Origin of the sequence: Shewanella gelidii (genome assembly GCF_014647855.1) — a bacterium.
Lineage (GTDB): Bacteria > Pseudomonadota > Gammaproteobacteria > Enterobacterales > Shewanellaceae > Shewanella > Shewanella gelidii.
In genome coordinates this window covers 638,931-660,533 of sequence record NZ_BMPZ01000002.1, presented here as the reverse complement: position 1 = coordinate 660,533, position 21,603 = coordinate 638,931, and the positions used below count along the sequence as shown (strand labels likewise).

At 42.9% G+C, this 21,603-nt stretch carries 19 protein-coding genes; 10 read left to right on the top strand and 9 right to left on the bottom strand.

Annotated features, from left to right (window positions below):
• Positions 1-115: 115 nt before the first annotated feature.
• Positions 116-529, top strand: coding sequence for a YccF domain-containing protein (locus IEY18_RS06400; protein WP_188918929.1), 414 nt, complete (start codon positions 116-118; stop codon positions 527-529).
• Here the strand turns inward: IEY18_RS06400 and IEY18_RS06395 are convergent.
• A complete protein-coding gene (locus IEY18_RS06395; protein ID WP_188918927.1) occupies positions 510-1,292 on the bottom strand; it encodes a substrate-binding periplasmic protein in 783 nt (260 codons plus the stop codon). The two genes, IEY18_RS06400 and IEY18_RS06395, sit on opposite strands and share 20 nt — an antisense overlap.
• A gap of 141 nt (positions 1,293-1,433) precedes the next feature.
• Between IEY18_RS06395 and IEY18_RS06390 the strand changes: the two genes are divergently transcribed.
• On the top strand, positions 1,434-1,655 hold the full coding sequence (locus IEY18_RS06390; RefSeq protein WP_188918925.1) for a PGPGW domain-containing protein: 222 nt from the start codon (positions 1,434-1,436) through the stop codon (positions 1,653-1,655).
• 86 nt (positions 1,656-1,741) lie between these two features.
• Here IEY18_RS06390 and IEY18_RS06385 read toward each other — a convergent pair whose 3' ends face one another.
• From IEY18_RS06385 to IEY18_RS06370, 4 genes are all read right to left on the bottom strand, one after another.
• Complete coding sequence (locus tag IEY18_RS06385; RefSeq protein ID WP_188918923.1) at positions 1,742-3,460, bottom strand: AMP-binding protein; 1,719 nt, start codon at positions 3,458-3,460, stop codon at positions 1,742-1,744.
• A gap of 104 nt (positions 3,461-3,564) precedes the next feature.
• The gene (locus IEY18_RS06380) at positions 3,565-3,921 is read right to left on the bottom strand and encodes a DUF6508 domain-containing protein (RefSeq protein WP_188918921.1); all 357 of its coding nucleotides are present in this window, start codon (positions 3,919-3,921) and stop codon (positions 3,565-3,567) included.
• Between the two features lie 575 nt (positions 3,922-4,496).
• Positions 4,497-5,291 (bottom strand): TIGR00266 family protein, encoded by a 795-nt coding sequence (locus IEY18_RS06375; protein WP_188918919.1) that lies wholly within the window; start codon positions 5,289-5,291, stop codon positions 4,497-4,499.
• Between the two features lie 115 nt (positions 5,292-5,406).
• On the bottom strand, positions 5,407-6,252 hold the full coding sequence (locus tag IEY18_RS06370; protein WP_188918917.1) for an enoyl-CoA hydratase: 846 nt from the start codon (positions 6,250-6,252) through the stop codon (positions 5,407-5,409).
• Positions 6,253-6,592: 340 nt separating this feature from the next.
• On the opposite strand from IEY18_RS06370, the gene IEY18_RS06365 reads away from it, so the two are divergent.
• Complete coding sequence (locus IEY18_RS06365) at positions 6,593-7,165, top strand: hypothetical protein (protein ID WP_188918915.1); 573 nt, start codon at positions 6,593-6,595, stop codon at positions 7,163-7,165.
• Positions 7,162-10,119 carry a prolyl oligopeptidase family serine peptidase gene (locus tag IEY18_RS06360; protein WP_188918913.1) on the top strand — a complete coding sequence of 986 codons (2,958 nt, stop codon included), beginning with the start codon at positions 7,162-7,164 and terminating at the stop codon, positions 10,117-10,119. The genes IEY18_RS06365 and IEY18_RS06360 overlap by 4 nt, the downstream gene beginning before the upstream one ends.
• 102 nt (positions 10,120-10,221) lie before the next feature.
• On the opposite strand, the gene IEY18_RS06355 is transcribed toward IEY18_RS06360, so the two are convergent.
• Positions 10,222-11,139 carry a LysR family transcriptional regulator gene (locus tag IEY18_RS06355; protein WP_188918911.1) on the bottom strand — a complete coding sequence of 306 codons (918 nt, stop codon included), beginning with the start codon at positions 11,137-11,139 and terminating at the stop codon, positions 10,222-10,224.
• Positions 11,140-11,361: 222 nt separating this feature from the next.
• Here IEY18_RS06355 and IEY18_RS06350 point away from each other — a divergent pair, with 222 nt between their 5' ends.
• From IEY18_RS06350 to IEY18_RS06340, 3 genes are all read left to right on the top strand, one after another.
• Complete coding sequence (locus IEY18_RS06350) at positions 11,362-12,522, top strand: homogentisate 1,2-dioxygenase (protein WP_188918909.1); 1,161 nt, start codon at positions 11,362-11,364, stop codon at positions 12,520-12,522.
• A gap of 88 nt (positions 12,523-12,610) precedes the next feature.
• Positions 12,611-13,651 carry a 4-hydroxyphenylpyruvate dioxygenase gene (hppD, locus tag IEY18_RS06345; protein ID WP_188918907.1) on the top strand — a complete coding sequence of 347 codons (1,041 nt, stop codon included), beginning with the start codon at positions 12,611-12,613 and terminating at the stop codon, positions 13,649-13,651.
• 227 nt (positions 13,652-13,878) lie between these two features.
• Positions 13,879-14,496, top strand: a complete 618-nt coding sequence (locus IEY18_RS06340; RefSeq protein ID WP_188918905.1) for a LysE family translocator — start codon at positions 13,879-13,881, stop codon at positions 14,494-14,496.
• A gap of 97 nt (positions 14,497-14,593) precedes the next feature.
• Here the strand turns inward: IEY18_RS06340 and IEY18_RS06335 are convergent, their stop codons facing one another.
• Entirely contained in the window at positions 14,594-16,039 is a 1,446-nt protein-coding gene (locus IEY18_RS06335) for a GNAT family N-acetyltransferase (RefSeq protein WP_229779754.1), read from the bottom strand.
• A 114-nt stretch (positions 16,040-16,153) separates the two neighbouring features.
• Between IEY18_RS06335 and ggt the strand changes: the two genes are divergently transcribed.
• The 3 genes from ggt to IEY18_RS06320 all read left to right on the top strand — a co-directional run bounded on the left by ggt (position 16,154) and on the right by IEY18_RS06320 (position 19,744).
• Positions 16,154-17,884 carry a gamma-glutamyltransferase gene (gene ggt, locus IEY18_RS06330; protein ID WP_188918903.1) on the top strand — a complete coding sequence of 577 codons (1,731 nt, stop codon included), beginning with the start codon at positions 16,154-16,156 and terminating at the stop codon, positions 17,882-17,884.
• 41 nt (positions 17,885-17,925) lie between these two features.
• Positions 17,926-18,666 (top strand): SIMPL domain-containing protein, encoded by a 741-nt coding sequence (locus IEY18_RS06325; RefSeq protein ID WP_188918901.1) that lies wholly within the window; start codon positions 17,926-17,928, stop codon positions 18,664-18,666.
• A 124-nt stretch (positions 18,667-18,790) separates the two neighbouring features.
• Complete coding sequence (locus tag IEY18_RS06320; protein WP_188919201.1) at positions 18,791-19,744, top strand: FAD:protein FMN transferase; 954 nt, start codon at positions 18,791-18,793, stop codon at positions 19,742-19,744.
• 129 nt (positions 19,745-19,873) lie between these two features.
• On the opposite strand, the gene IEY18_RS06315 is transcribed toward IEY18_RS06320, so the two are convergent.
• Both IEY18_RS06315 and IEY18_RS06310 read right to left on the bottom strand, forming a co-directional pair.
• Positions 19,874-21,451, bottom strand: a complete 1,578-nt coding sequence (locus tag IEY18_RS06315; RefSeq protein ID WP_188918899.1) for a general secretion pathway protein GspF — start codon at positions 21,449-21,451, stop codon at positions 19,874-19,876.
• Entirely contained in the window at positions 21,448-21,597 is a 150-nt protein-coding gene (locus tag IEY18_RS06310) for a hypothetical protein (RefSeq protein ID WP_188918897.1), read from the bottom strand. The genes IEY18_RS06315 and IEY18_RS06310 overlap by 4 nt, the downstream gene beginning before the upstream one ends.
• Between the last annotated feature and the right edge of the window lie 6 nt (positions 21,598-21,603).

Below are 21,603 nucleotides of genomic sequence, written 5' to 3'. Positions count from 1 at the left end.
TCCATGCTGAGCACCTGCGTTAGACAAACAAATAAAAACATGAAAAACAAATAGTTAATTTATTGGCATGAATTGAGCATGGAATTTAATAGCTTATGAAATTTAGGGGAAATAAATGGCTGTTTTACGCTTACTATTTAACATTGCTTGGTTTGTATTGGGTGGATTCTTGATGGGCTTAGCGTGGTGGCTTGCGGGCATCTTATGCTATATCAGCATCATTGGTATTCCGTTTGGACGTGCATGCTTTGTCATTGGTGAACTCACTTTTTGGCCTTTTGGACAAGAACAAATGAATAGACGCCGCCTTACTGGAATGGAAGATATCGGTACCGGTACGTTTGGCACCGTTGGCAATATTATTTGGTTTTTGCTGTTTGGAATTTGGTTAGCAATTGGACACCTCACCCATGCGCTCGCTTGCTTCGTTTCAATTATTGGCATCCCATTTGGTATCCAACACTTGAAGCTCGCAGTTCTTAGCTTAACACCAATAGGGCAAACTATTGTCACTGCCGATCAACATTAGAGTTTGGCAAGTGCTGAGACATAATGGCGACGGTATCTATTTTTGCAAGACCTGCATCAAAGATATCCCGCCAGCGCCGGCCTTCAGCGGTATTTCTGAAGCCAATATATAACTGCTTTTCACCCAGTAAGCGCTGGTTAATTTGAAGTTTGGAGCGCGTTGAGTTGAACTGTTTACCCGCTATCAAATAGCGCAAAACGTGAGTGTCGATAGCCGCAGCCTGAACACGGGCTGACGCTACTTTTTGAATATTGTGTATATCTGAACTGGCAACCTCTACAGGTTGATCGCCACTGGCAATCATTTGATCAAGTTCACTGGTATTCACATATCCTTCAACGACGCCTAAATAGTATTGATTCAGATCGGCGACTTTATGCCAGCGGATTGGATGCGACTTACGCTCGACCAAACCCAAGGGGCTTGAACCCATTGAATCAGTAAAAATGAACTCCTGAGTCTGATATGAATACTCGGGAAAATAGCCTAAATACTTGCTTGATGACATTTTGGCGAGCTTTTTGGCACGACTCCACGGATAGAAATCAACCACGAGTTCGTGTCCCATCGCTTTGAGAGCTGCGCGAGCAACAGCGACACAGGCACCTTGGTGTTTGAATTCCTGGCTCGAGTAAGGTGGCCAATGCAATGAAGTTAAGTACAGCGTGTCGGCCCGTAGGTTGAAAGAAACAACAGTTCCAACACACAGTATGGAAAGGACAAAGCACAGAGACTTAATCAAATAAATCGGTTTGAAACACATGGCGTTCCCTTTACCTGCAAATGAGTCACATGGTGATTAGACCCTACAGAGTATAGTCAACTACGTCGAATGGGGGATACAGAGAGTAAAAGTTAAGCGGTAGCCACAGCTTTGTTCAAATTTATTAGAAGAGAGAAGCACATGAAAAAAACTACAATCACCCTTGTTGGCGGCACAATAACTATTCTTGGGCTCATACTGATTATTGTTCCAGGGCCTGCTTGGTTGCTACTTCCAATCGGACTTGCCATCCTAAGCATTGAGTATCCTTGGGCCAAAAAATGGCTAAAAAAAAGCCAGCGGCACATGAAAGAAAGTGCCCGCTGGCTAGATGACAAAATTGCGAAGTTAAAGAAAAAATAAGTCAACGGCTTTTAACACCTATATTCAGCGTGTTAAGGTGCAGCCTTCAAATCAGCAACACCGATACAGTCTGCGACACGATTTATTTAAGCATTAATATCTTGATGTAATTCTTGATACATCAACTCACGCATTTTAAATTTTTGAATCTTACCAGTGACTGTCATTGGATATTGTTCTACAAATTTAATATAGCGTGGCACTTTAAAGTAGGCGACTTTCTCCTGTAGAAAGTGTCTCACTTCATCAAGAGTAAGACGACTTTGGGGTCGGAGTTTAATCCAAGCACAAACTTCTTCACCATATTTTTCGCTCTGCACACCAAATACGGCAGCATCTAAAATTTCAGCATGGGTATAGAGCTTCTCTTCTAACTCTCGAGGATAAATATTTTCTCCTCCTCGAATAATCATGTCTTTTATTCGACCCACAATTTGCACAAAACCTTCTTCGTCCATGACCCCAATATCACCAGAATGGAGCCAGCCCTCAGCATCGATAGTGTCTTTAGTTTTTTGCTCATCATTCCAATAACACTGCATAATACAATACCCGCGACTACACACTTCTCCTGGATGTCCTACGGGGACAAGCTCACCAAACTCGTCCACAATTTTAACTTCGGTATGGGCTAACGCTCTGCCAACGGTGGTCACACGCTTCACTAGTGGTGAATGAATTTCTGTCATATGATTAATTGGGCTGCACTCTGTTTGACCGTAACCAATTAATACTTCCTCCATATTCATTAGTCCCTGAACCCGTTTCATCACCTCTTCTGGGCAGGTTGCACCAGCCATCACCCCGGTACGAAGGGAACTTAAATCGTAATCTTCAAAGTTTTCCAGCTCTAGCTCGGCAATAAACATTGTTGGCACACCATGTAAAGCTGTACAACGTTCTTTTTCTACAACCTCAAGGGTCACTCTCGGCTCAAATGAATCACTGGGAAAAACAGCTGCCGCCCCTTTCGCGATACACACAAGATTGCCAAGCACCATGCCAAAACAGTGATAAAGGGGAACAGGTATGCAAAGGCGATCATCCTTGGTCATTGCCATTGCCTCAGCGACAAGTAAGCCATTATTAAGAATATTGTGATGAGATAAGGTTGCCCCTTTCGGGTTGCCAGTGGTACCAGATGTAAATTGAATATTGATTGCATCTTGGGGGTCTAGCCCAGCAGCAATCCGTGTCATTTCCTTATAATCTTCGCTGGTCCCTTTCGCCATGACTTCAGCAAAATTAAACATGCCAGCACTTTTTTCTTTACCCATACGTATCACCATTTGCAGGCTTGGCAAACGGTGTGATGTCAATTGACCAGGAACACTACTCGCTAACTCAGGAGCCAATTCATTTAGCATTTGCAAGTAATCACTAGATTTAAACTGATCCGCGCAAATGATCGCGCGACATCCAACATTATTGAGCGCGTATTCAAGCTCTTCTGGACGATAGGCAGGGTTAATGCAGACCATAATGGCGCCAATTCTTGCCGTTGCAAATTGGGTTAAGCACCATTCAATATTATTCGGAGACCAGATCCCAACGCGATCACCAGGTTTTATACCGAGGGATAACAAACCACTGGCTAGTTCATCGATTTTTTGCAGGTATTGGCTGTAATTCCAGCGGATCCCTTGATGATGCATAACGATGGCAAGCTGCTCGGGATAGCGACTCGCGATGTCTCGCAGATAATCACCAATGGTTTGGTTCAATAGAGGTGTCTGGTAATCCCCCGCAAAATAGCTCTGAGTTAAAGGAAGTTTATCTTGAGAAAGAGTGCCTACAACTGACATAAAGCCCCCGGTATTGGTGAAAGTTCCAGACTAATCTAACCAATACAGAGAGTTAACTACAAGGCGAACACGTCGATTCTAGACTAAAGCACTACGTAACACGATCAACAAGGTTTTTGTTTATTGAGTGTTTGCAAGCGCTCAATAATTGCAATGAGAACACCTTTACGACGCATATTATCCAGTACACCAGGACTAAACCTTTCCAGTCGAGTCATTGCTGTCAGTAGCAACATACACTCATATCGAGATGCACTCGCAATGTACTCGGGTCTGTCAACTAAGTGGCTATTTTGATACCAGTCAGCCCAATCAAATTGAGTTAATAACAGTCCTTCTTGAGCAACATCTTCGATAAAATCCTGAATTCGACCTTGAGCAACGATATTATTGCCGCTACGAAATTCATCAATATATTGATTTAAAAATAGTTGTCTTGTTTGCTCTAAATAGGTTTGCATGATGCACCTCCGACATACTAGCTCAAGAATTCACTGCATCAGAACTAGATGTTGATTAACTTCTGAGTACTCTGCATAAGCTATACCAAGTCATATACTTCATTAGCACTTTATGAATAAGCAGCTGAACTTGCGCTTAACAAACCTATAAATGCAAAAACTTTAGAACCATTTTGTCGCAAGTCTAATCAATTGCCATGTTAAGCCACCGCCCCTCCATAACGACACTTATTTAGTCTATTTATTTCAATAACATACATAATCACACCGCTATGTACGGGTAAAAAAACAGGTCCAAATACAAGAATGACAAAGGATATTAATGCTGATCTAGCGGCGAAGAAATAAAGAAAGTTTAAAGAAAACAGCTCGATTCAGCGAAAAGAAATCACCACTTAGAAACCAAGTAAAGATCGCCGAACTTCCGCTGTATTGAAAGAAGATATCGACCTTCGACCAATTTATACAGGTCGGCTTCGACGGAACGTTTAAAATGCATTGCAAGATGCAAATCTGTTTCAACTTATCAAAAAAGGGCCAATGATGGCCCTTGATTCACTTAGCTCAACATGGATTTAACGACCATCAAGCATACGGCCAATGCCCCCGAGCACCGAACCTTCCCCGCGATCGCTACCGCCCATCGATGGTGCATGTCCAATAATTCGGTCTGCCATCCGAGAAAATGGTAAGCTTTGCAGCCACACCGTACCATGTCCACTCAAGGTTGCTAAAAATAGGCCTTCTCCACCAAAAACCATGGACTTGAGCGAACCAGAACGCTCGATGTCATAATCAATTCCCGCAGCAAAGCCCACTAAGCATCCAGTATCTACACGCAGTGTTTCACCATTCAGTTCTTTTTTAATCAGAGTTCCTCCGGCATGAACAAAAGCCATGCCATCCCCCTGCAGGCTCTGGAGAATAAAACCTTCGCCACCAAAGAACCCCGTACCCAGCTTGCGGTTAAAGCGCATACTGACAGACGTACCCATCGCTGCAGCTAAAAAGCTATCTTTCTGGCAGATAAGTTCACCACCATGCTCATTTAAATCTATCGCCAATATCGTTCCGGGATACGGCGCGGCAAATGAAACGCGCTGCTTTCCCGCACCTTGATTACTAAAGTGCGTCATAAAGATGCTCTCGCCGGTTAAAACTCGCTTGCCAGCCCCAACGAGCTTGCCGAAAAATCCGGAATCGGGTTCTGAGCCATCCCCCATTCGCGCTTCAAAATGAATACCTTCTTCCATATAAGTCATGGCACCAGCTTCGGCAATCACGGTCTCATGGGGATCAAGTTCCACTTCAACCAACTGCATGCTGTGACCTTTAATTTCGTAATCCACTTCATGACATTGCTTAGACATAGTTTCTTCCTTATCAATAAATGAGGTCCAATAACTCAAACGGCTTCAACGTGCTTTTAACCAAGTGAAATGTTACCTTTCCATGAGTGACATATTATGTCAACCTAAGAATGTATCAAGATAATTCAGCCCAGTTTGCTGAACGCTTTTCGAAGAACGCATCGACACCTTCTTCACATTCAGCAGATAACATGGCTTCCATCATACATCGACTCGCAAAGGTCAAAGCATCTTTGGTTGGCAAGTCTCGCTGGAGGTAAAACGCAGGCTTACCACTCGCGATTCCCAGAGCAGATTTAGATGCAATTTTCTGTGCCAATGATTGAGTTTGCTGTTTTAGCTCGACCGATGGCACAACGCGGTTGACTAATCCAAAACGAAACGCATCTTGCGCACTAAACATGTCGCCAGTGAGCGCCATTTCCATGGCATGTTTGCTTGCGATATTGCGACCAATTCCAACAAGCGGTGTACTACAAAAAATACCGATATTTACACCTGGAGTACAAAAACCCGCGTCTTGGCTCGCGATGGCTAGGTCGCACATAGACACCAACTGGCATCCAGCAGCCGTCGCAGCTCCTTGAACACAAGCAATGATAGGCTTTGGAGATTGATTCAATGACAACATCAACTTTGCGCAGGTGTCTAACATCGTATTTACGGTTTCTTGTTGGCTACTGCCTTTTAGGTTCTTGCGACCACTCGCTTCTTTCAAATCATGCCCTGCACTAAAAACGTGGCCGTTGGCTGCAATTACGATGACTTTTACTTTCGGATTATCATTGGCCTGCTGTAGTGCATTGGACAAGTCGGCAATCATGCCGCATGACAGGGCGTTTCGTGATTGGGGATGATTCATAATCAGCCAGTCAACGCCATTCAGATGCTCAACGTTTACCTGACGAAAACCCGAGACATTGCGCTTAATTTCTTTATTCCCACCACGATTACCTAACATACCTGCTCCATTTTCATTAGTTGTCTACTACTATCAAAAACAGATTGAATTGAATGAAAGATGATGACAACTATGCTTTAGGATGAAAGTCTAAGATTATTTTCAAGCAATTAAACTCATAATGTTCATTTTAAGCGACACTTCACACCATAGACACACATACTTCAATATGCAAAATTTTGTGACATATCACTCAGTATACATACTATTTGGTAACCATTAACTTTGATTTATATTACTGAACATGTACTTTGTAGTACCGATATTCAAAAACCAACATCAATTAACAGCTTGAAATCTAGGGCTTAAATTCGCGGGAATAAATAGAAAAGGCGACAAAATGAATCAGTATTTAAAATATGTTTCATCTCTAGTCATAAGTATTCTTCTTTTTGGCTGCGCACAAAAATTAGAGTCCATGTCGGCAGACAGTGACCAAAAGCTAGAAGAAAACATTGGTTATCTGCTATTAGGAATCGACACGAACACCGACTTGCATAGCATCACAATAGGCGGTGAAAACTACCTAAAGTTGACACAAAATGACCTTCGGCATGGTTCTAAATATATACTCGTCGATATTCCTTCAGGAAAATATAAAATAAACGACATTCGGTTTGCCAAGCGTATATATATGAAGCTAATAGACGGGTACTGGGACTTTGAGGTTAAGCCTGGCGAGGTAAATTATATAGGTGACATACATGTAGATGCGCAATCTAACGGCTTCCGAGCACTTGATATTTCAGCTACTTTGTTCTTACAAAATCGATCGACAGCAGCACTAAATTATCTAAAAACATCATTCCCCAAAGTTTTTGATTCTAAAAATGTTAGATATGTAGGCCCAGGGAACGATGATTTCCTAGAGTATGCAGAAAGTCTGGCTAAAGAAAAGGACAATACCCAATGAGAAAGCTAATATTTGTATTATGTTTGTTTACGACATTTATTGCTGAATCAAAGCCAATCCCAACAACAGTTCTTTATCAACCACCAGCTATTGCTCAGATACAGTTTGCCCCTATAGAAGGTCACCTTTCAGCATTAGTTACGGAAAATGGTCAGCAATATTTAGCACTTATTGATATTGAAAGTAAACAATACAGGCTTTTGACAAAGTTTGAGCGCTACGATCAGTTAGAAGAGTATGTCTGGATTAGCGGAAACGCGATCTACATCAACATGCACCGTAAAAACAAAAACTACAAAATTCTTCTTGAACTGTCCAATTTAGATGGAAAAATTAAAACAAAAAACTATTCTCTACCTAAGAACGGTTACTTAGTAAGTACCTTAAATAGTGAACCAAACCTCCTTCTCTATGCACAAAAAAAAGACAAAGGCGAGACAGGTAATCAATTATATAAAATATCGATCAAGCAGCTAATTGAAAAAGACTTTAAGCAATCAATAATAATTGAAAGCAAACTAAAGGATGTCATCTATTTTGCTCATGACGATACAAGCAACATGTTATTTGCAGTTACTTATCAAGCAGAAAACAATACCATCAGTGTAAAACATAGAAATTTAGAACAACAAGAATGGAACGATATTTATCAGATTAATGATGCTAACCAAACATTTCAACCAATCAGCTTCATCGATAACAAAACTTTAGCTGTACTTAGTAATGAACAAACAGATAAAGTCGCGCTTTATAAATTTGACATACACACTCAAAAGTTAACTGACATCATATTTGAACATCCAAAATATGACTTAGTCTACGCTACTCCAAATAATAGCACCGGCAAAATAGAATCTGTCTCCTACTTTGAACATGGAGTATTAAAAAGACACCACTTGGAAAAGGTGCATTTTGATGAAACTGTAAATACGAGCATTTCATCTAAATTCCCTAGTAAAAACTACAATATTATTACTACCAGTACAGATAGAAAAAAATTAGTAGTTTTTGTTTTTTCGTCTTCGGATCCGGGAAGTTTCTACTTACTCGATAACGAAGACAAGCGTTTTAGTTTACTGACTGAAATATCGCCCGAATTATCTAAGTATGACTTTAATACCACCGAGGCTTTTGTTGCAGAAAGTGAACTCGGAATCAATATTGAGGGCTACTTAACTTTACCAACAACCTCTACAGCTAATAGAACACTGATAGTTATCCCACATGGTGGCCCTATAGGCGTTAGAGATTATAGTGGTTATTTTAATGAAGAAACTCAATTTTTCACTAGCCGAGGTTACGCCGTACTAAGAGTTAATTTTAGGGGATCGCTTGGTTACGGAAAAAAATTCATGGAAAGTGGGAAAGGAGAATTTGGAAAATCCATAGAAAAAGACATTACAGCAGCGGTAAACCACGTTAATAAAACTCACCAGTTTAAAAACAAATGTGTCATGGGAGCAAGTTATGGTGGATATTCATCTATGATGCTTGCGATTATGCATCCAAATGAATACCAATGTGTTATAGGAGCTTATGGTGTATATGATTTACCTTTACTTTTTAACAGTTACAACTTTAATATGTCGGATGACGCTAAAAAGTCAATAGAAGAAATTGTTGGTCTAGAAAATTCTGAACTCCTCAACTACTCCCCCGTATATTTAGCTAAATACATTAATTCACCTGTTCTTCTCATTGCAGGTAAAGATGACCTAATTGCTAGTATTGAACACTCTTTGCGAATGGAGTATGTACTAAAACACTTCAACGCTAACGTAGAAACTCTCTTTTATGATGAGACAGGCCACGGACACATTTCTACAAAATGGCGTAGGCATGAACTTGCGTATATTGCTGATTACATTCAAAGACAATTAAACCACGAACAGAAACCAAAACGAACTCCACTAGATCCTGTTGATGAACAATTGCTTGCAAAAGACATTGCTATGATCGCAGATGGCTTTAACTTCGACAACCGAGCTCCATCAAATATAGATAAAGCACTAGAATATTATCTAAAAGCTGACAAGATGCTACATACTCGCTCTGCAAATAATGCTGGGTACTTACTATTAAGAAAGGGGGATTTAATTTTAGAGGAGAGTAAACACAATCAAAATCCGATCTCTGACGCTATTCCTCCAAATGCACAAAAATACATTGCTGACGCTATAAAATTTTATAAAAAAGCAGCAAACAAAAACGATGTCAATTCGCATACATCTTTAGGACATATATATCGAGAAGGACGTTATGCAGCGAGAGATTTAGAACAGTCTTTACATCACTATTCTACAGCTGCGAAACTTGGCTCAAATGCAGAAGTATTTATTCAAATGGCAAAAATCTACTGCCTTTATTATGAAAGCAATAGGGATGTAGAGAAATGTACACAACTATTGTCATTAAAAAACATTAAAAGTGATTCAGAAAACAAACCATTTAATGCGGTCAATAACAAAACGAGAAACACCCAACGAGAAGCTCTAGTTCAAATATTCACTGAGGGTAAGTTCGACTCCTCTGAGCTAAAATTGCTTCAAGAAATGGTAGCTAACGAATTCAAATATAAACACCATGAGTTTGAAATTGATGACATAGAGTTTGGCCTAGCAGAACATAGTAAGCGCCATTGGAGATGGGACATAATCAATTCCCCAGAAAGACTCAGCCGTACCAAAAATGTTGATTTGGCACTAATATATGAAATTGATTTTTTGCATGCTTCAAGAAGTGACAAAACAGCGCTCTTTGCGACTTGGACACATATTTCTCCAAACGGATACAGGAAAAATATTGCTCGCCACTTACTTTATGGAAATGACAAGGGTCAATGGTCCTCTAAAGTAAGCGTCGGCGGGCCAAATGAATGGCCAGGAAAAGTTGAAGCTACATTGGTAGATTTAAATGGCAAAGTACTAGTCAAGAAATCCATACAACTTTTTTAATAATGACGGTGAGAGAAGTATGTTCTCTCACCCCTTTCGATGAATAAAAAAGGTTGCTCTCAAATATTGCTCCAATGTTTTACAGGTACTCATTAAATCACCTTATTCTATGGAACCGGTATGAGACTCATGTTGCATAGCTGAAAACTCTTCTGCTACAAGCTGAGTGAACAGCGCACCAGCCCGCCCCAGTGGCCGCTCGAGCGTAGCAACTAATTGTGGAGTAAAGCTAAAGCGACTGCCCCCGACAAAGTCTACCTCGACTAGTTCACCTGCATCTAAAGATTCTTTAACCATAAAGTCTGGCATCCATCCATAACCCAAGCCCATACTCAAAGCGTTTTTTTTCATAATAAACCCCGACAGATAGAATACTTTATCGCCCCCAAACTGCATCTCATCTCGAAACGTTTTCTCTGGTGACGAGTCTTCAATCGTTAATTCAACATGTTGTTGCAATTCATTTAAATTGACATTCGACTGCACCGATAATGGGTGATGGCGCGATACAACTAGCACGCTGGTGATTTTGGGTAATGTTTGCGGTACATATGCAGGGCCACTTCGGTAGTCTTTAACTAACATTAAATCGGCTTTATCACGTTCGAACCGATGTTGAACCCCTCCTAAAAATTCCATGTTCAGCTGGATTTTTGTAGGAATTTGATGCTCGGTCATCCGTTTCAAAGCGATCATGATGGGCTCCATGGGCAGCGCACCATCAATAATTATCGTTAGCTTCGGTTCCCAACCTTGACTATAGCGATCTGCTAGGTGCTCAATATTGGCGAGCTGCTGTAACAGCCTTTGGCCCTCTGTAAGAATCGCTGCACCCTCAGCCGTCAATTGAGCGCGATATGGGTCTCTATCGAATAGCTTGACACCAAGGTGGCGTTCAAGCTTTTTCACTTGGTAACTCACCGCCGATTGAGCCTTATGAAGTCGCAGCGCGGCTTTTGCAAAACTGCCCTCTTCAACCAGCACTTGAATAACATGAAAAGCTTCGATATCAATTCGCATTTTCTTATCCCCTTGGTTATAAATCGCACTTCACGTTATCAATCAACAAACACCTTTTTATAACAAACAATCATATTTTTTGATTAAGACAACCAATTTATTATTCTTTTTTTTGTTCTTTCGAGCAACTAAATTGTTAACTAGATCACATTAAATAAGAAGCGATGTTCAGCGCTCCCTGCCACCAATTGTCGTGGCTTGCTATGGAAAGGAAGATGATTCATGCCATTTTATATATCACAAGGCGATATCCCACCTAAGCGCCACACCACGTTTGAAAAGCCAAACGGAGAACTCTACCGAGAAGAATTATTTTCGACCCACGGGTTTGCCAATATTTATTCCAATAAATACCACCACAATATGCCCACTAAGACGTTGCAAGTCCGTCCATACCAACTCTCTCATGGGGATAGTTGGCATGATCCATTAGTCCAAAACTATAAACTTGATTCTCGATTAGCGGACACTCAAGGCAACTTTTTTAGCGCACGCAACAAGCTCTTTTTCAATGCTGACGTTGCGATGTATACCGCAAAAGTAACCGAAGACACGGAAGAGTTTTATCGCAATGCCTACTGTGATGAAGTGATTTTTGTCCATGAGGGTCAGGGGGAATTGCGAAGTGAATATGGTGCGATTGCGATCAAGAAGTGGGATTACCTTGTCATTCCTCGCGGCACCATCTATCAGTTGAAGTTTAGCGACTATAAACAGGTTAGGTTGTTTGTGATTGAATCGAGTTCTATGGTTGAAGTGCCCAAACACTTCCGCAATGAATATGGCCAACTACTTGAGTCAGCTCCATATTGTGAACGAGATATTCGTACACCCACCCTGCAGCGCCCTGTCGTTGAACAAGGCGAATTTCCACTTATCAGTAAATTTGGCGAGCGATATCAGCAACATGATTTAGAATGGCATCCCTTTGATTTAGTCGGTTGGGATGGGTGTGTCTATCCTTGGGCATTCAACATTGAGGAATACGCCCCTAAAGTTGGCAAAATCCATTTGCCTCCTTCTGACCACTTGCTATTTACCGCTCACAACTTTGTGATCTGTAATTTTGTGCCCCGTCCCTATGACTTCCACCCTCAGGCAATACCAGCACCCTATTACCACAATAATATTGATAGTGATGAAGTGCTTTACTACGTCGATGGTGACTTTATGAGCCGTAGCGGTATCGAAGCAGGCTACCTCACATTGCATCAAAAAGGAGTTCCCCATGGGCCACAACCTGGGCGAACCGAAGCATCCATAGGTAAAAAAGAAACCTATGAATACGCCGTCATGGTTGACACTTTTGCCCCCCTAAAACTCACAGAACACGTTCAATCAACGATGAGCACAGACTACAACCGCTCATGGCTTGAAAACTAAAACACTTTTATCAATGACGCGTATGTAATACGCCAACTAACGCAAGACAACACTGACAGAGAATCAGTGCAGAAAAGAGGAAATTGACATGGCTAGCGAACAAAACCCTTTGGGCTTACTTGGAATCGAATTTACCGAGTTTGCCAGCCCTGACGGCGATTTTATGCACCAAGTGTTTTTAGACTTTGGCTTTTCCATGCTGAAAAAGGCGAAAGACAAAGACATCGTGTATTACAAACAAAACGATATTAACTTTCTGCTCAACCGGCAAAAATCTGGATTTAGCGCGGAATTCGCCAAAAGCCATGGCCCAGCAATATGTTCGATGGGCTGGCGGGTAGAAGACGCGCAATTCGCGTTTAACCTCGCTGTGGAGCGCGGTGCCAAACCGGCGACGGAATCAGCAAAAGATCTGTCTTATCCGGCAATTTATGGCATTGGCGACAGCCTGATTTATTTTGTAGATACATTTACAGGTGACAATAACCTTTACGCAACGGATTTTGTCGATTTAGAAACTCCGATTCTCGTAGAAGAAAAGGGTTTTATCGAAGTCGATCACCTCACCAACAATGTTTACAAAGGCACCATGGAAAAATGGGCCAATTTTTATAAAGACATTTTTGGCTTCACCGAAGTGCGCTATTTCGACATTAAAGGCTCTCAAACTGCGCTTATTTCTTACGCTTTGCGCTCGCCAGATGGCAGCTTTTGTATCCCGATTAATGAAGGGAAAGGCAATGATAAGAACCAAATCGATGAGTATTTAAATGAATATAACGGCCCAGGTGTGCAGCACTTAGCATTTCGGAGCCGTGATATCGTCGGTTCGCTCGATGCGATGGAAGGTACATCAATTCAAACGCTAGATATTATTCCTGAATATTACGACACAATCTTTGACAAATTGCCACAAGTCACCGAAGACAGAGAGCGCATTAAACATCACCAGATATTGGTAGATGGCGACGAGCAAGGTTACTTATTGCAGATCTTTACCAAAAACCTGTTTGGGCCAATTTTTATTGAAATCATTCAACGTAAAAATAACCTTGGTTTTGGAGAAGGTAACTTCAAGGCTCTATTTGAATCCATAGAGCGTGATCAGGTCCGGCGTGGCGTGCTGTAAGTTCAACACACAAGAGTTTCTATTTTAAGCTCAGTTCATCTTGAATAATGAGCATTATATAGGGCGTTTAGACCTTGGGGCTGAGCGCCTTTTTCTCTATTTTACCTTTGCCTGATTAGCTAGGCTCCCAATGCACTGTCAAGCTTAACATTAAGCTACAAAGCTGCTTCTTTCACACCGACGGATCTACTACACTATGGCCTTTCTCATTGCCTATACGAATTTTAATGCCTGATTTTACGCTGCTCGCGGTATTCCTCCCAACTTTCTTCTTTGTTTCTATTACCCCTGGTATGTGTATGACACTGGCAATGACCTTAGGCATGACAATTGGCGTACGTCGCACGATGTGGATGATGCTAGGAGAACTCGTCGGTGTGGCCTTAGTCGGAATCGCTGCAGTAATGGGAGTTGCCAGTGTGATGCTCAATTACCCCGAACTTTTTAACGCGCTCAAATATATCGGTGGGCTTTATTTAGGGTTTGTGGGTTTTCAAATGTGGCGGGCAAAAGGGCGTATGGCGAACTTAAATGGCGAGCCCATATCAACCACTCGAGTTGGCCTAATTTCCCAAGGCTTTATAACCGCAATAGCCAATCCCAAAGGCTGGGCATTTATGATCTCGCTGCTGCCGCCTTTTATCAATGTGGAATACCCTGTCGTTCCGCAACTTGCGGGCCTTTTAGCCGTGATTACAGTCACTGAATTTACCAGTATGATGGCCTATGCTAGCGGAGGAAAAAGTTTGAGACTGTTTCTAGCCCGTGGTGACAATATCAAATGGATGAATCGAATTGCTGGCAGCTTAATGGTCGGCGTTGGTTTATGGCTCGCACTCGGCTAGTCTGATCATCAATACTCCTGCCTATCAATTTATAATGCTTACCCATTCAGTGGCAGCTTCTCCTTTCCTTTTCTCATTAGAGAAATTAACTCACGAATTACCCATCAACGTTGTCCCCTTTTTTAAAGGGTAATGCTGCCTGAGACTGTTGCAAATATACCTTCATATTTCGTCGTTCCTGAGCCGTATACTCGGCAATCGCTTGATAAAATTCAGGATGAGCAATTTGATGATTGGAGTATGTTTGAACCGGCTCAAAGCCTCTTGCTAATTTATGCTCTCCCTGAGCACCCGCATCAAATACCTGTAATCCATTGGCAATACAGTAGTCTATTCCTTGGTAATAACAGGCTTCAAAATGCAACCCTTCCACCTCTTCCAATGCCCCCCAATAGCGACCATAAAGATGCGTCTGGCTTTTAAAAAATAGTGAAGAGGCAACTAACCGACTTTGAGGCTCGACATTGTCGTCACTGAGGTCTTCAGGTGGAACGCTTTGCGAAGTTGGCCCAAATAACTGCGGCTTAAGCTGTTCTTTCCCCTCGCTCGATGCAACCCGTTGTCTATCGAGTACTCTCAGCATTAACACTTGCTCAGGCATACTCATCACTAAGTGTTCAAAAAATGCCAAATTGAGATACCCATGATGCCCTGAGCGCTTCAAATAAGTCACTTGATAACAATGATAAAACTCTTGAATTTGGGCTTTACTCAGTCGTGTTCCTTCCACAAATTCAAACTCAAACTTCATCGATTGCGGCGTTTGACTAGAAGCTCGCGGTGCAAACACAGCCCGCTCTTTACGGATGTTTTTACGCTTTCTTGAGGTGAGTGTGGCCAAAAAGTCTTCAAAACATCGATAACCTTTATTTTGCCAATGAAATTGTACTCCGTGACGAGCTAACCCGTATGCTGGCGACTCCGGATCAGCGCAAGCAGCAATCGCCCCCTTAGATGACAATGTCATCACTGACTGGGGCTTGCCGTCGGCGTGTTGCCCCATCAACTGTCGCCATTGATTTTGAGGCAAAAAAAGACAATGCCAGCTCGATAAATCAAGCTGCAACATCAGTTGATCGAGTTGCGTTCTCAATAGCTGATAAACTTGATCAATTTCTCCCTTGGCTAACCATGTGGCGATTCCAATTCGATTTCCAGCAACTGGCGTAAAAGGGATTGACGATAACAGCTTGGGATAATACTCAATTTGATGTCGCTCATAGGCCTTAGCCCACGCCCAATCAAAAACATACTCACCATAGCTATGACTTTTTAAATAGAGCGGCATGACCGCAACAATATGTTGATTACTCTTCAATACTATATGCATTGGGCGCCAACCCGTTTTGGCCGATACACATCCGGATTGTTCGAGCGCATGCAAGAAATGATGGCGATTAAATGGATTCAAGCCTTCAGGGTGACCGTTCAGGCTTATCGAATCAGAATCTGGATTTCCTAGCGATGCCATCAAATCATCCCAGATTTTCGCGTCGATTTTTCCGATGCTATCTAAGGTTTCAAGGGTCAAAGATTCAAGCAATAAAAAGTGCCTCCAATTGGTTGCAATTCAGGTGCATAACCGTCACATTGCTATATGAATTCGGCGACTAATCGCAGAATATTTTTCGCAGCTTACCTTGAGAACCTAACAGATATGCTACTAATCAAAAAGGCGGCGTTTACTTTTGTTATCGCCATTTTGTGTTTCAGTACCCCTAGTACTTACGCTAATTCATCTTCAATATTTAGTTATCAAGCGACAGCCCAACCAGTGTGGGCAAAGCATGGCATGGTTGCTAGCCAAGAAGCCCTAGCAACACAAGTCGGCGTTGATATTCTCAAACAAGGTGGCAATGCCGTCGATGCTGCCGTTGCGGTTGGATTTAGCCTTGCTGTAACGCTCCCCCGAGCTGGTAACCTTGGTGGAGGCGGTTTCATGTTGGTGCATTTGGCCAAAGAAAATAAAAGCATTGCAATCGATTATCGTGAAATGGCACCCGCAAAAGCACATCAAGATATTTTTCTCGATACCGAGGGGAATCCAGTGAGTGCGCTAAGCCGTAGCCACGGTTTAGCCGTTGGTGTTCCCGGCACAGTCATGGGTATGGAGCTCGCATTAGCGCAATACGGCACCATGAGCATGCAACAGGTGATTCAACCCGCGATCAAACTCGCACAGGAAGGGATTATCGTCACTGACGACCTTGCGCGTTCTCTCACAGGTCTGCAACGTCGATTGAGTAAGTGGCCCAGTACTGCTGCGGTTTTTTATAAAGAGAATAATGTCCCCTATATGGCCGGAGAGCGATTAATTCAAACGGATTTAGCCGCAACCTTAAAAAATATTGCGGAGCAAGGCAGCAAAGGCTTTTATGAGGGCGAGACCGCAGAGAAAATAATTGCCAGTATCCAACAAGCCGGTGGCGTGATGTCTCTAAATGACTTAGCAAATTATAAAGCCGTCGCTCGTCAGCCAATTCGCGGGAGCTACCGCGGCTACCAGATCATCTCCATGCCGCCGCCATCATCTGGCGGAGTCCATATTATTCAAATGCTGAATGTCCTCGAGCAATTCCCAATTGCTCATTACGGTCATAACACCGCAAATACGATTCACCTGATGGTGGAAGCCATGAAACGTGCTTATGCGGATCGCAGTGAATATTTAGGAGACCCTGACTTTTATGATGTGCCGCTTCTCCAGCTTACCGATAAGCAGTACGCCAAACAGATAGCAAAATCAATCCGTCTTGCCAAAGCGACCCCGAGCAATACGATAAAGCCGGGACTTCTTTTGCCCTATGAGAGCGATCAAACAACCCACTTTTCAGTCGTCGATCAGTGGGGAAATGCGGTTTCAAATACTTATACACTGAACTTTAGCTATGGCTCAGGACTCGTAGCACAAGGCACTGGAGTATTACTGAACAATGAAATGGATGATTTTTCAGCAAAACCAGGAACCCCTAATGGCTATGGCTTAATTGGCGGTGTCGCGAATAACGTGCAGGCCCATAAACGCCCGCTAAGTTCGATGAGTCCAACGATTGTGATGAAAGACAACGCCCCTTATTTAGTCACTGGTAGCCCCGGCGGTTCAAGGATTATCACCACAACATTACAAGTGATTATGAACGTGATCGATCACGGTTTGAATATTGCTGAAGCAAGCATCGCACCGCGCATTCATCACCAATGGCAGCCGGATTACGTTCGCGTTGAACGCAGCCTAAACCAAGATAGCGTTTCTTTGTTAAAGTCCAAAGGCCATGATGTCCGCGTTAAAAATGCCATGGGAAGTACGCAATCCATTATGGTGACAGAAAAAGGATTATACGGCGCTTCAGATCCACGACGTTCCGGCAGTGCTGTCGGTGGGTACTAGGTTTAACCCTGAATTCGGCTTTCTAACAAGGAGTATCTACAATGGGATGGCAAAACAGAACAACACAATGTTTGAATACTTTCATTATTCTATGCTGCACAACATATGCTCAACTGAGCGCTGCCAATGGATTGCCAGATCACCGTTATATCTCTGTTACGGGTTCAGCAGAAGTTACTGCAAAACCCGATATCGCAGTCGTTCAACTCCACCTAGAAAGTACGCAACCGACTAGTTTGGCTGCTAAAAATAATGTTGATCAGCGGGTAAATCAGTTTCTAAAAGGCCTAAAGGCATTTAAAGTCGATAAACAGAACGTTTCCGCCTCAAGCATCAATACCCAGCCAAATTACCAATATGGCTCTAAAAATAAACGGGAAATCACCGGCTATAGTGCCCGCAGAGATGTCACTGTCAGCCTAGAAGACATTTCTCTATTAAACGCCTTGATGGATTTTGCACTTGAAGTCAAAGTGAATCAGATTCGCCACATAGAACTCAAGTCTTCAAAAGCTGAATCACTGAAGGCTGACGCTATCCAGTTAGCCGTAAAAAATGCGCGGAATCAGGGGCAGATATTGGCCCAGTCTTTTGGAGCTAAACTTGGCCCAATTTATAGTATCAGCCAACATACCCAGCACAGTCAGTATCGCTTTGGTGCCAACCGTGCAGTCGAAATGATGGCTGACGCCAAAGCTGCCAATGCACCAGGTCAATATCTCCAAGAAAACATCAAATTCAGTGCTTCTGTGAACGCAGTATTTGATCTCACGATAGATTAAGTATTCATCCAAAACGAAAGCTTTAGTGGAGAAGCCCATCCGCTAAACAAGGTAGAATCATGAAAATGGAGCAATTTCTGTGAACAATTGCCATCAACTTCTAAGAAAATTAACACTCTTTGCTATGCTTTTTTTGAGTACAAACACTGCTTGGGCTCAATGGCATCAAAAAACATTCAATGTGATGGGGACACGTGCTCATGTTGAATTCTGGCTTAATGACACCGCCAACGCCCCTCGCCTAGCCACAGATTACATCCAATTAGTAGAACAAGAAATGCAGCGGATTGACGCCGCGATGAGCCCCTATATTGAAAGCAGTGAGCTTAGTCGTATCAACCAAGAAGCTGCAAAACATCCCGTTCAAATTAGCGCTGAGCTATATCAGTTAATCAAAACGGCACTGGATGTTTCGATTCTTAGCCAAGGTGCATTCGACATTACCTATGCCTCTGTAGGTTACCACTATAATTATCGCAAACATCAAAAACCAAGTGAGGCACAAATCTCAAAGTCACTGACAGCCATTGACTACCAAGCCATAAAACTCAACTCGAAAGAGCAAAGTATTCAGTTCGACAAAACAGACGTAAAAATCGATTTAGGTGGGATAGCCAAGGGCCATGCAGTAAAAAACTGTCTAGCCATTTTAAAAAATAATGGCGTTGAACATGCCTTAGTCAGTGCCGGTGGGGATACAGGTTTATTGGGCGATCGCCGCGGACGTCCTTGGCATGTTGGCATTAAACACCCCAGAGCAGAGCAGAAAACTGCCGTTCATTTGCCATTAAATGATGAAGCCATATCCACATCTGGAGATTATGAGCGTTACTTTATTCAAGATGGTGTTCGTTACCATCATATTATCAACCCAAAAACTGGCGACTCCGCACGAAAAGTTGTGAGTGTCTCCATTATAGGTAAAGACCCAACTTACGTTGATGCGCTCTCCACTGCTGTTTTTGTAAAGGGTTTAGTCGATGGCATGACTTTAATTAATAAATTGCCAGAATTTGAAGCCATTATTATTGATAATCAGCAAACGATGCATGTTTCCAGAGGCTTACAACAAAATTAACGTCTAGATTCGCGCTGTATCGAAGCATGCAATCACATGGATAAAAAAGCCTCGGACTCTCATCCAAGGCTTTTTTATTGTCACAATAATAACATCACAAACTCAGGTAAACGACATTCAATTCATCCACTAGACAATGGGTTGAAAAGCAGTCAAAGCATCTAGTGCCGCCCCACTCCCTAGGCCTTGACGAGGTGCAACATTCGCAAATTGGCCTTGTTCGCCGTGCAGAGCCATGTAGTTAAGTAAGACCGTATCTACCAGCAAATTGACATTGTTGGCGGCTGGGGCCGATGCAGTATCAACCGATGCATCAGGTCGCATGAAACCGATTTGCTGATGACGAGCCGCTTGTTCAACGTCAGCCCCCATCAGTTGCGGTCGTCCGCCAGGGTTATAAACCAAAAAGAATGAAGCACCCGTTGATGAGTTGTCACCAGTCCACTCCCCTTTCCCTCGTCCTTCAACGGAGTCATCAATGCGGCCATTACTTGCGACCGAACCGTCACTAAAGACATACAACATTAATGGCATATTGCGACGGGCTGCGTACTCTAAACAAGCGCCCATACAGCGTCCAGCGCGAAGATCTCTGAGCTCTCCAGTTCCACGTTCGCCAGTATGGTAATCAAATCCTCCCATGGTAACTGTGCCCGCGCCTGAATAGCCATTAACAACCAGCTTCATTATGGAAGAGGTCTTTCTAAACTCTGATTCATTGTCAAACTCTTCGATATTAAAAATACCCCCAGGGCCAACAATATCAGGATCAAGCACAGGGTTTAATGTCGAGGGATCCCCAAAGCGGTCAGCCAAATCAGCACTCTTCACATACCCACAATTGACCATATCTTTAATGACGTCATCTCGGGTCACTTGACTATTCACCGACGACATTTTTTGTGCACTCACGCGCTGGATACTTTCCATCACAGCAACCGCATCACTTTGAGACAGTAAGCCAAATAGGTCCCCAACATCCACCAAACCAGTCACATCTGAGGGACGGTCAATTTTGGTTGGGCGTTTACTCAAATCAATAAAACTTGCCGGAGCCATCGAATTACCACCAGAATCGGTGTTACGCGAACCAATTAACGGCATCAATGAACCATTGGCACCTGCTGCGGCAATTGCATACATCGGATTGTGGGGGTTATTGCCTGTATCATTGTCAGAACGACATGGAATAACCGCCCCGTTAATTCGGCTTGCCGTTTCAGGGGAAACCTTTTCTAAAATCCCCCTTAAAAAACTGGAATCGGAGTGAAATGCAAGCCCCAAGTCGGTATTAACAAAATCTGAAGCCCCCGTGTCTGGATTGGCAATCGAAGGCGCCATATCCCCAGGAAGGCCGAGCTTGTTATATCCCGCCGTCGACAAAAAGTCTTGCTGCCCGCCAGCACCACCGACCAGCACATTAGAGCCTGCTATGTTGGCGCCACCAGCTAAATCAAAGCCAATAAAAGGTATTTTCCCAGCCCCTTGAACACTGATCCCGCAGGAGTCTCGCAATGCCTCAAGATCACTAGAAAGCGCGCCATAAGCTTGGTTAGGATTCGCAAATAAACTGAACAAGGACATGCCGGCTATAGCTTGGCCGCCTTTACACAAGCCGGTTGCAATAAATTCCCGTCTTGTCAGCGGGCGTCTATGATCGGCAAATAGTAAAGGACTATCCGGGTGTAAATGCTTCTTTTTCATCATGGCTTCATCCTTTTACACTTGCTTATTCTTTCCATCGACGTTTGCCCACACGCAATCCATAAGGCCCCAGGACGAATGATCACACCGACAAGGTGCTGAGGCAGAACTTCAACGTCAATTCGTTTTAGCATGCTTAAACTATTCATTCATCC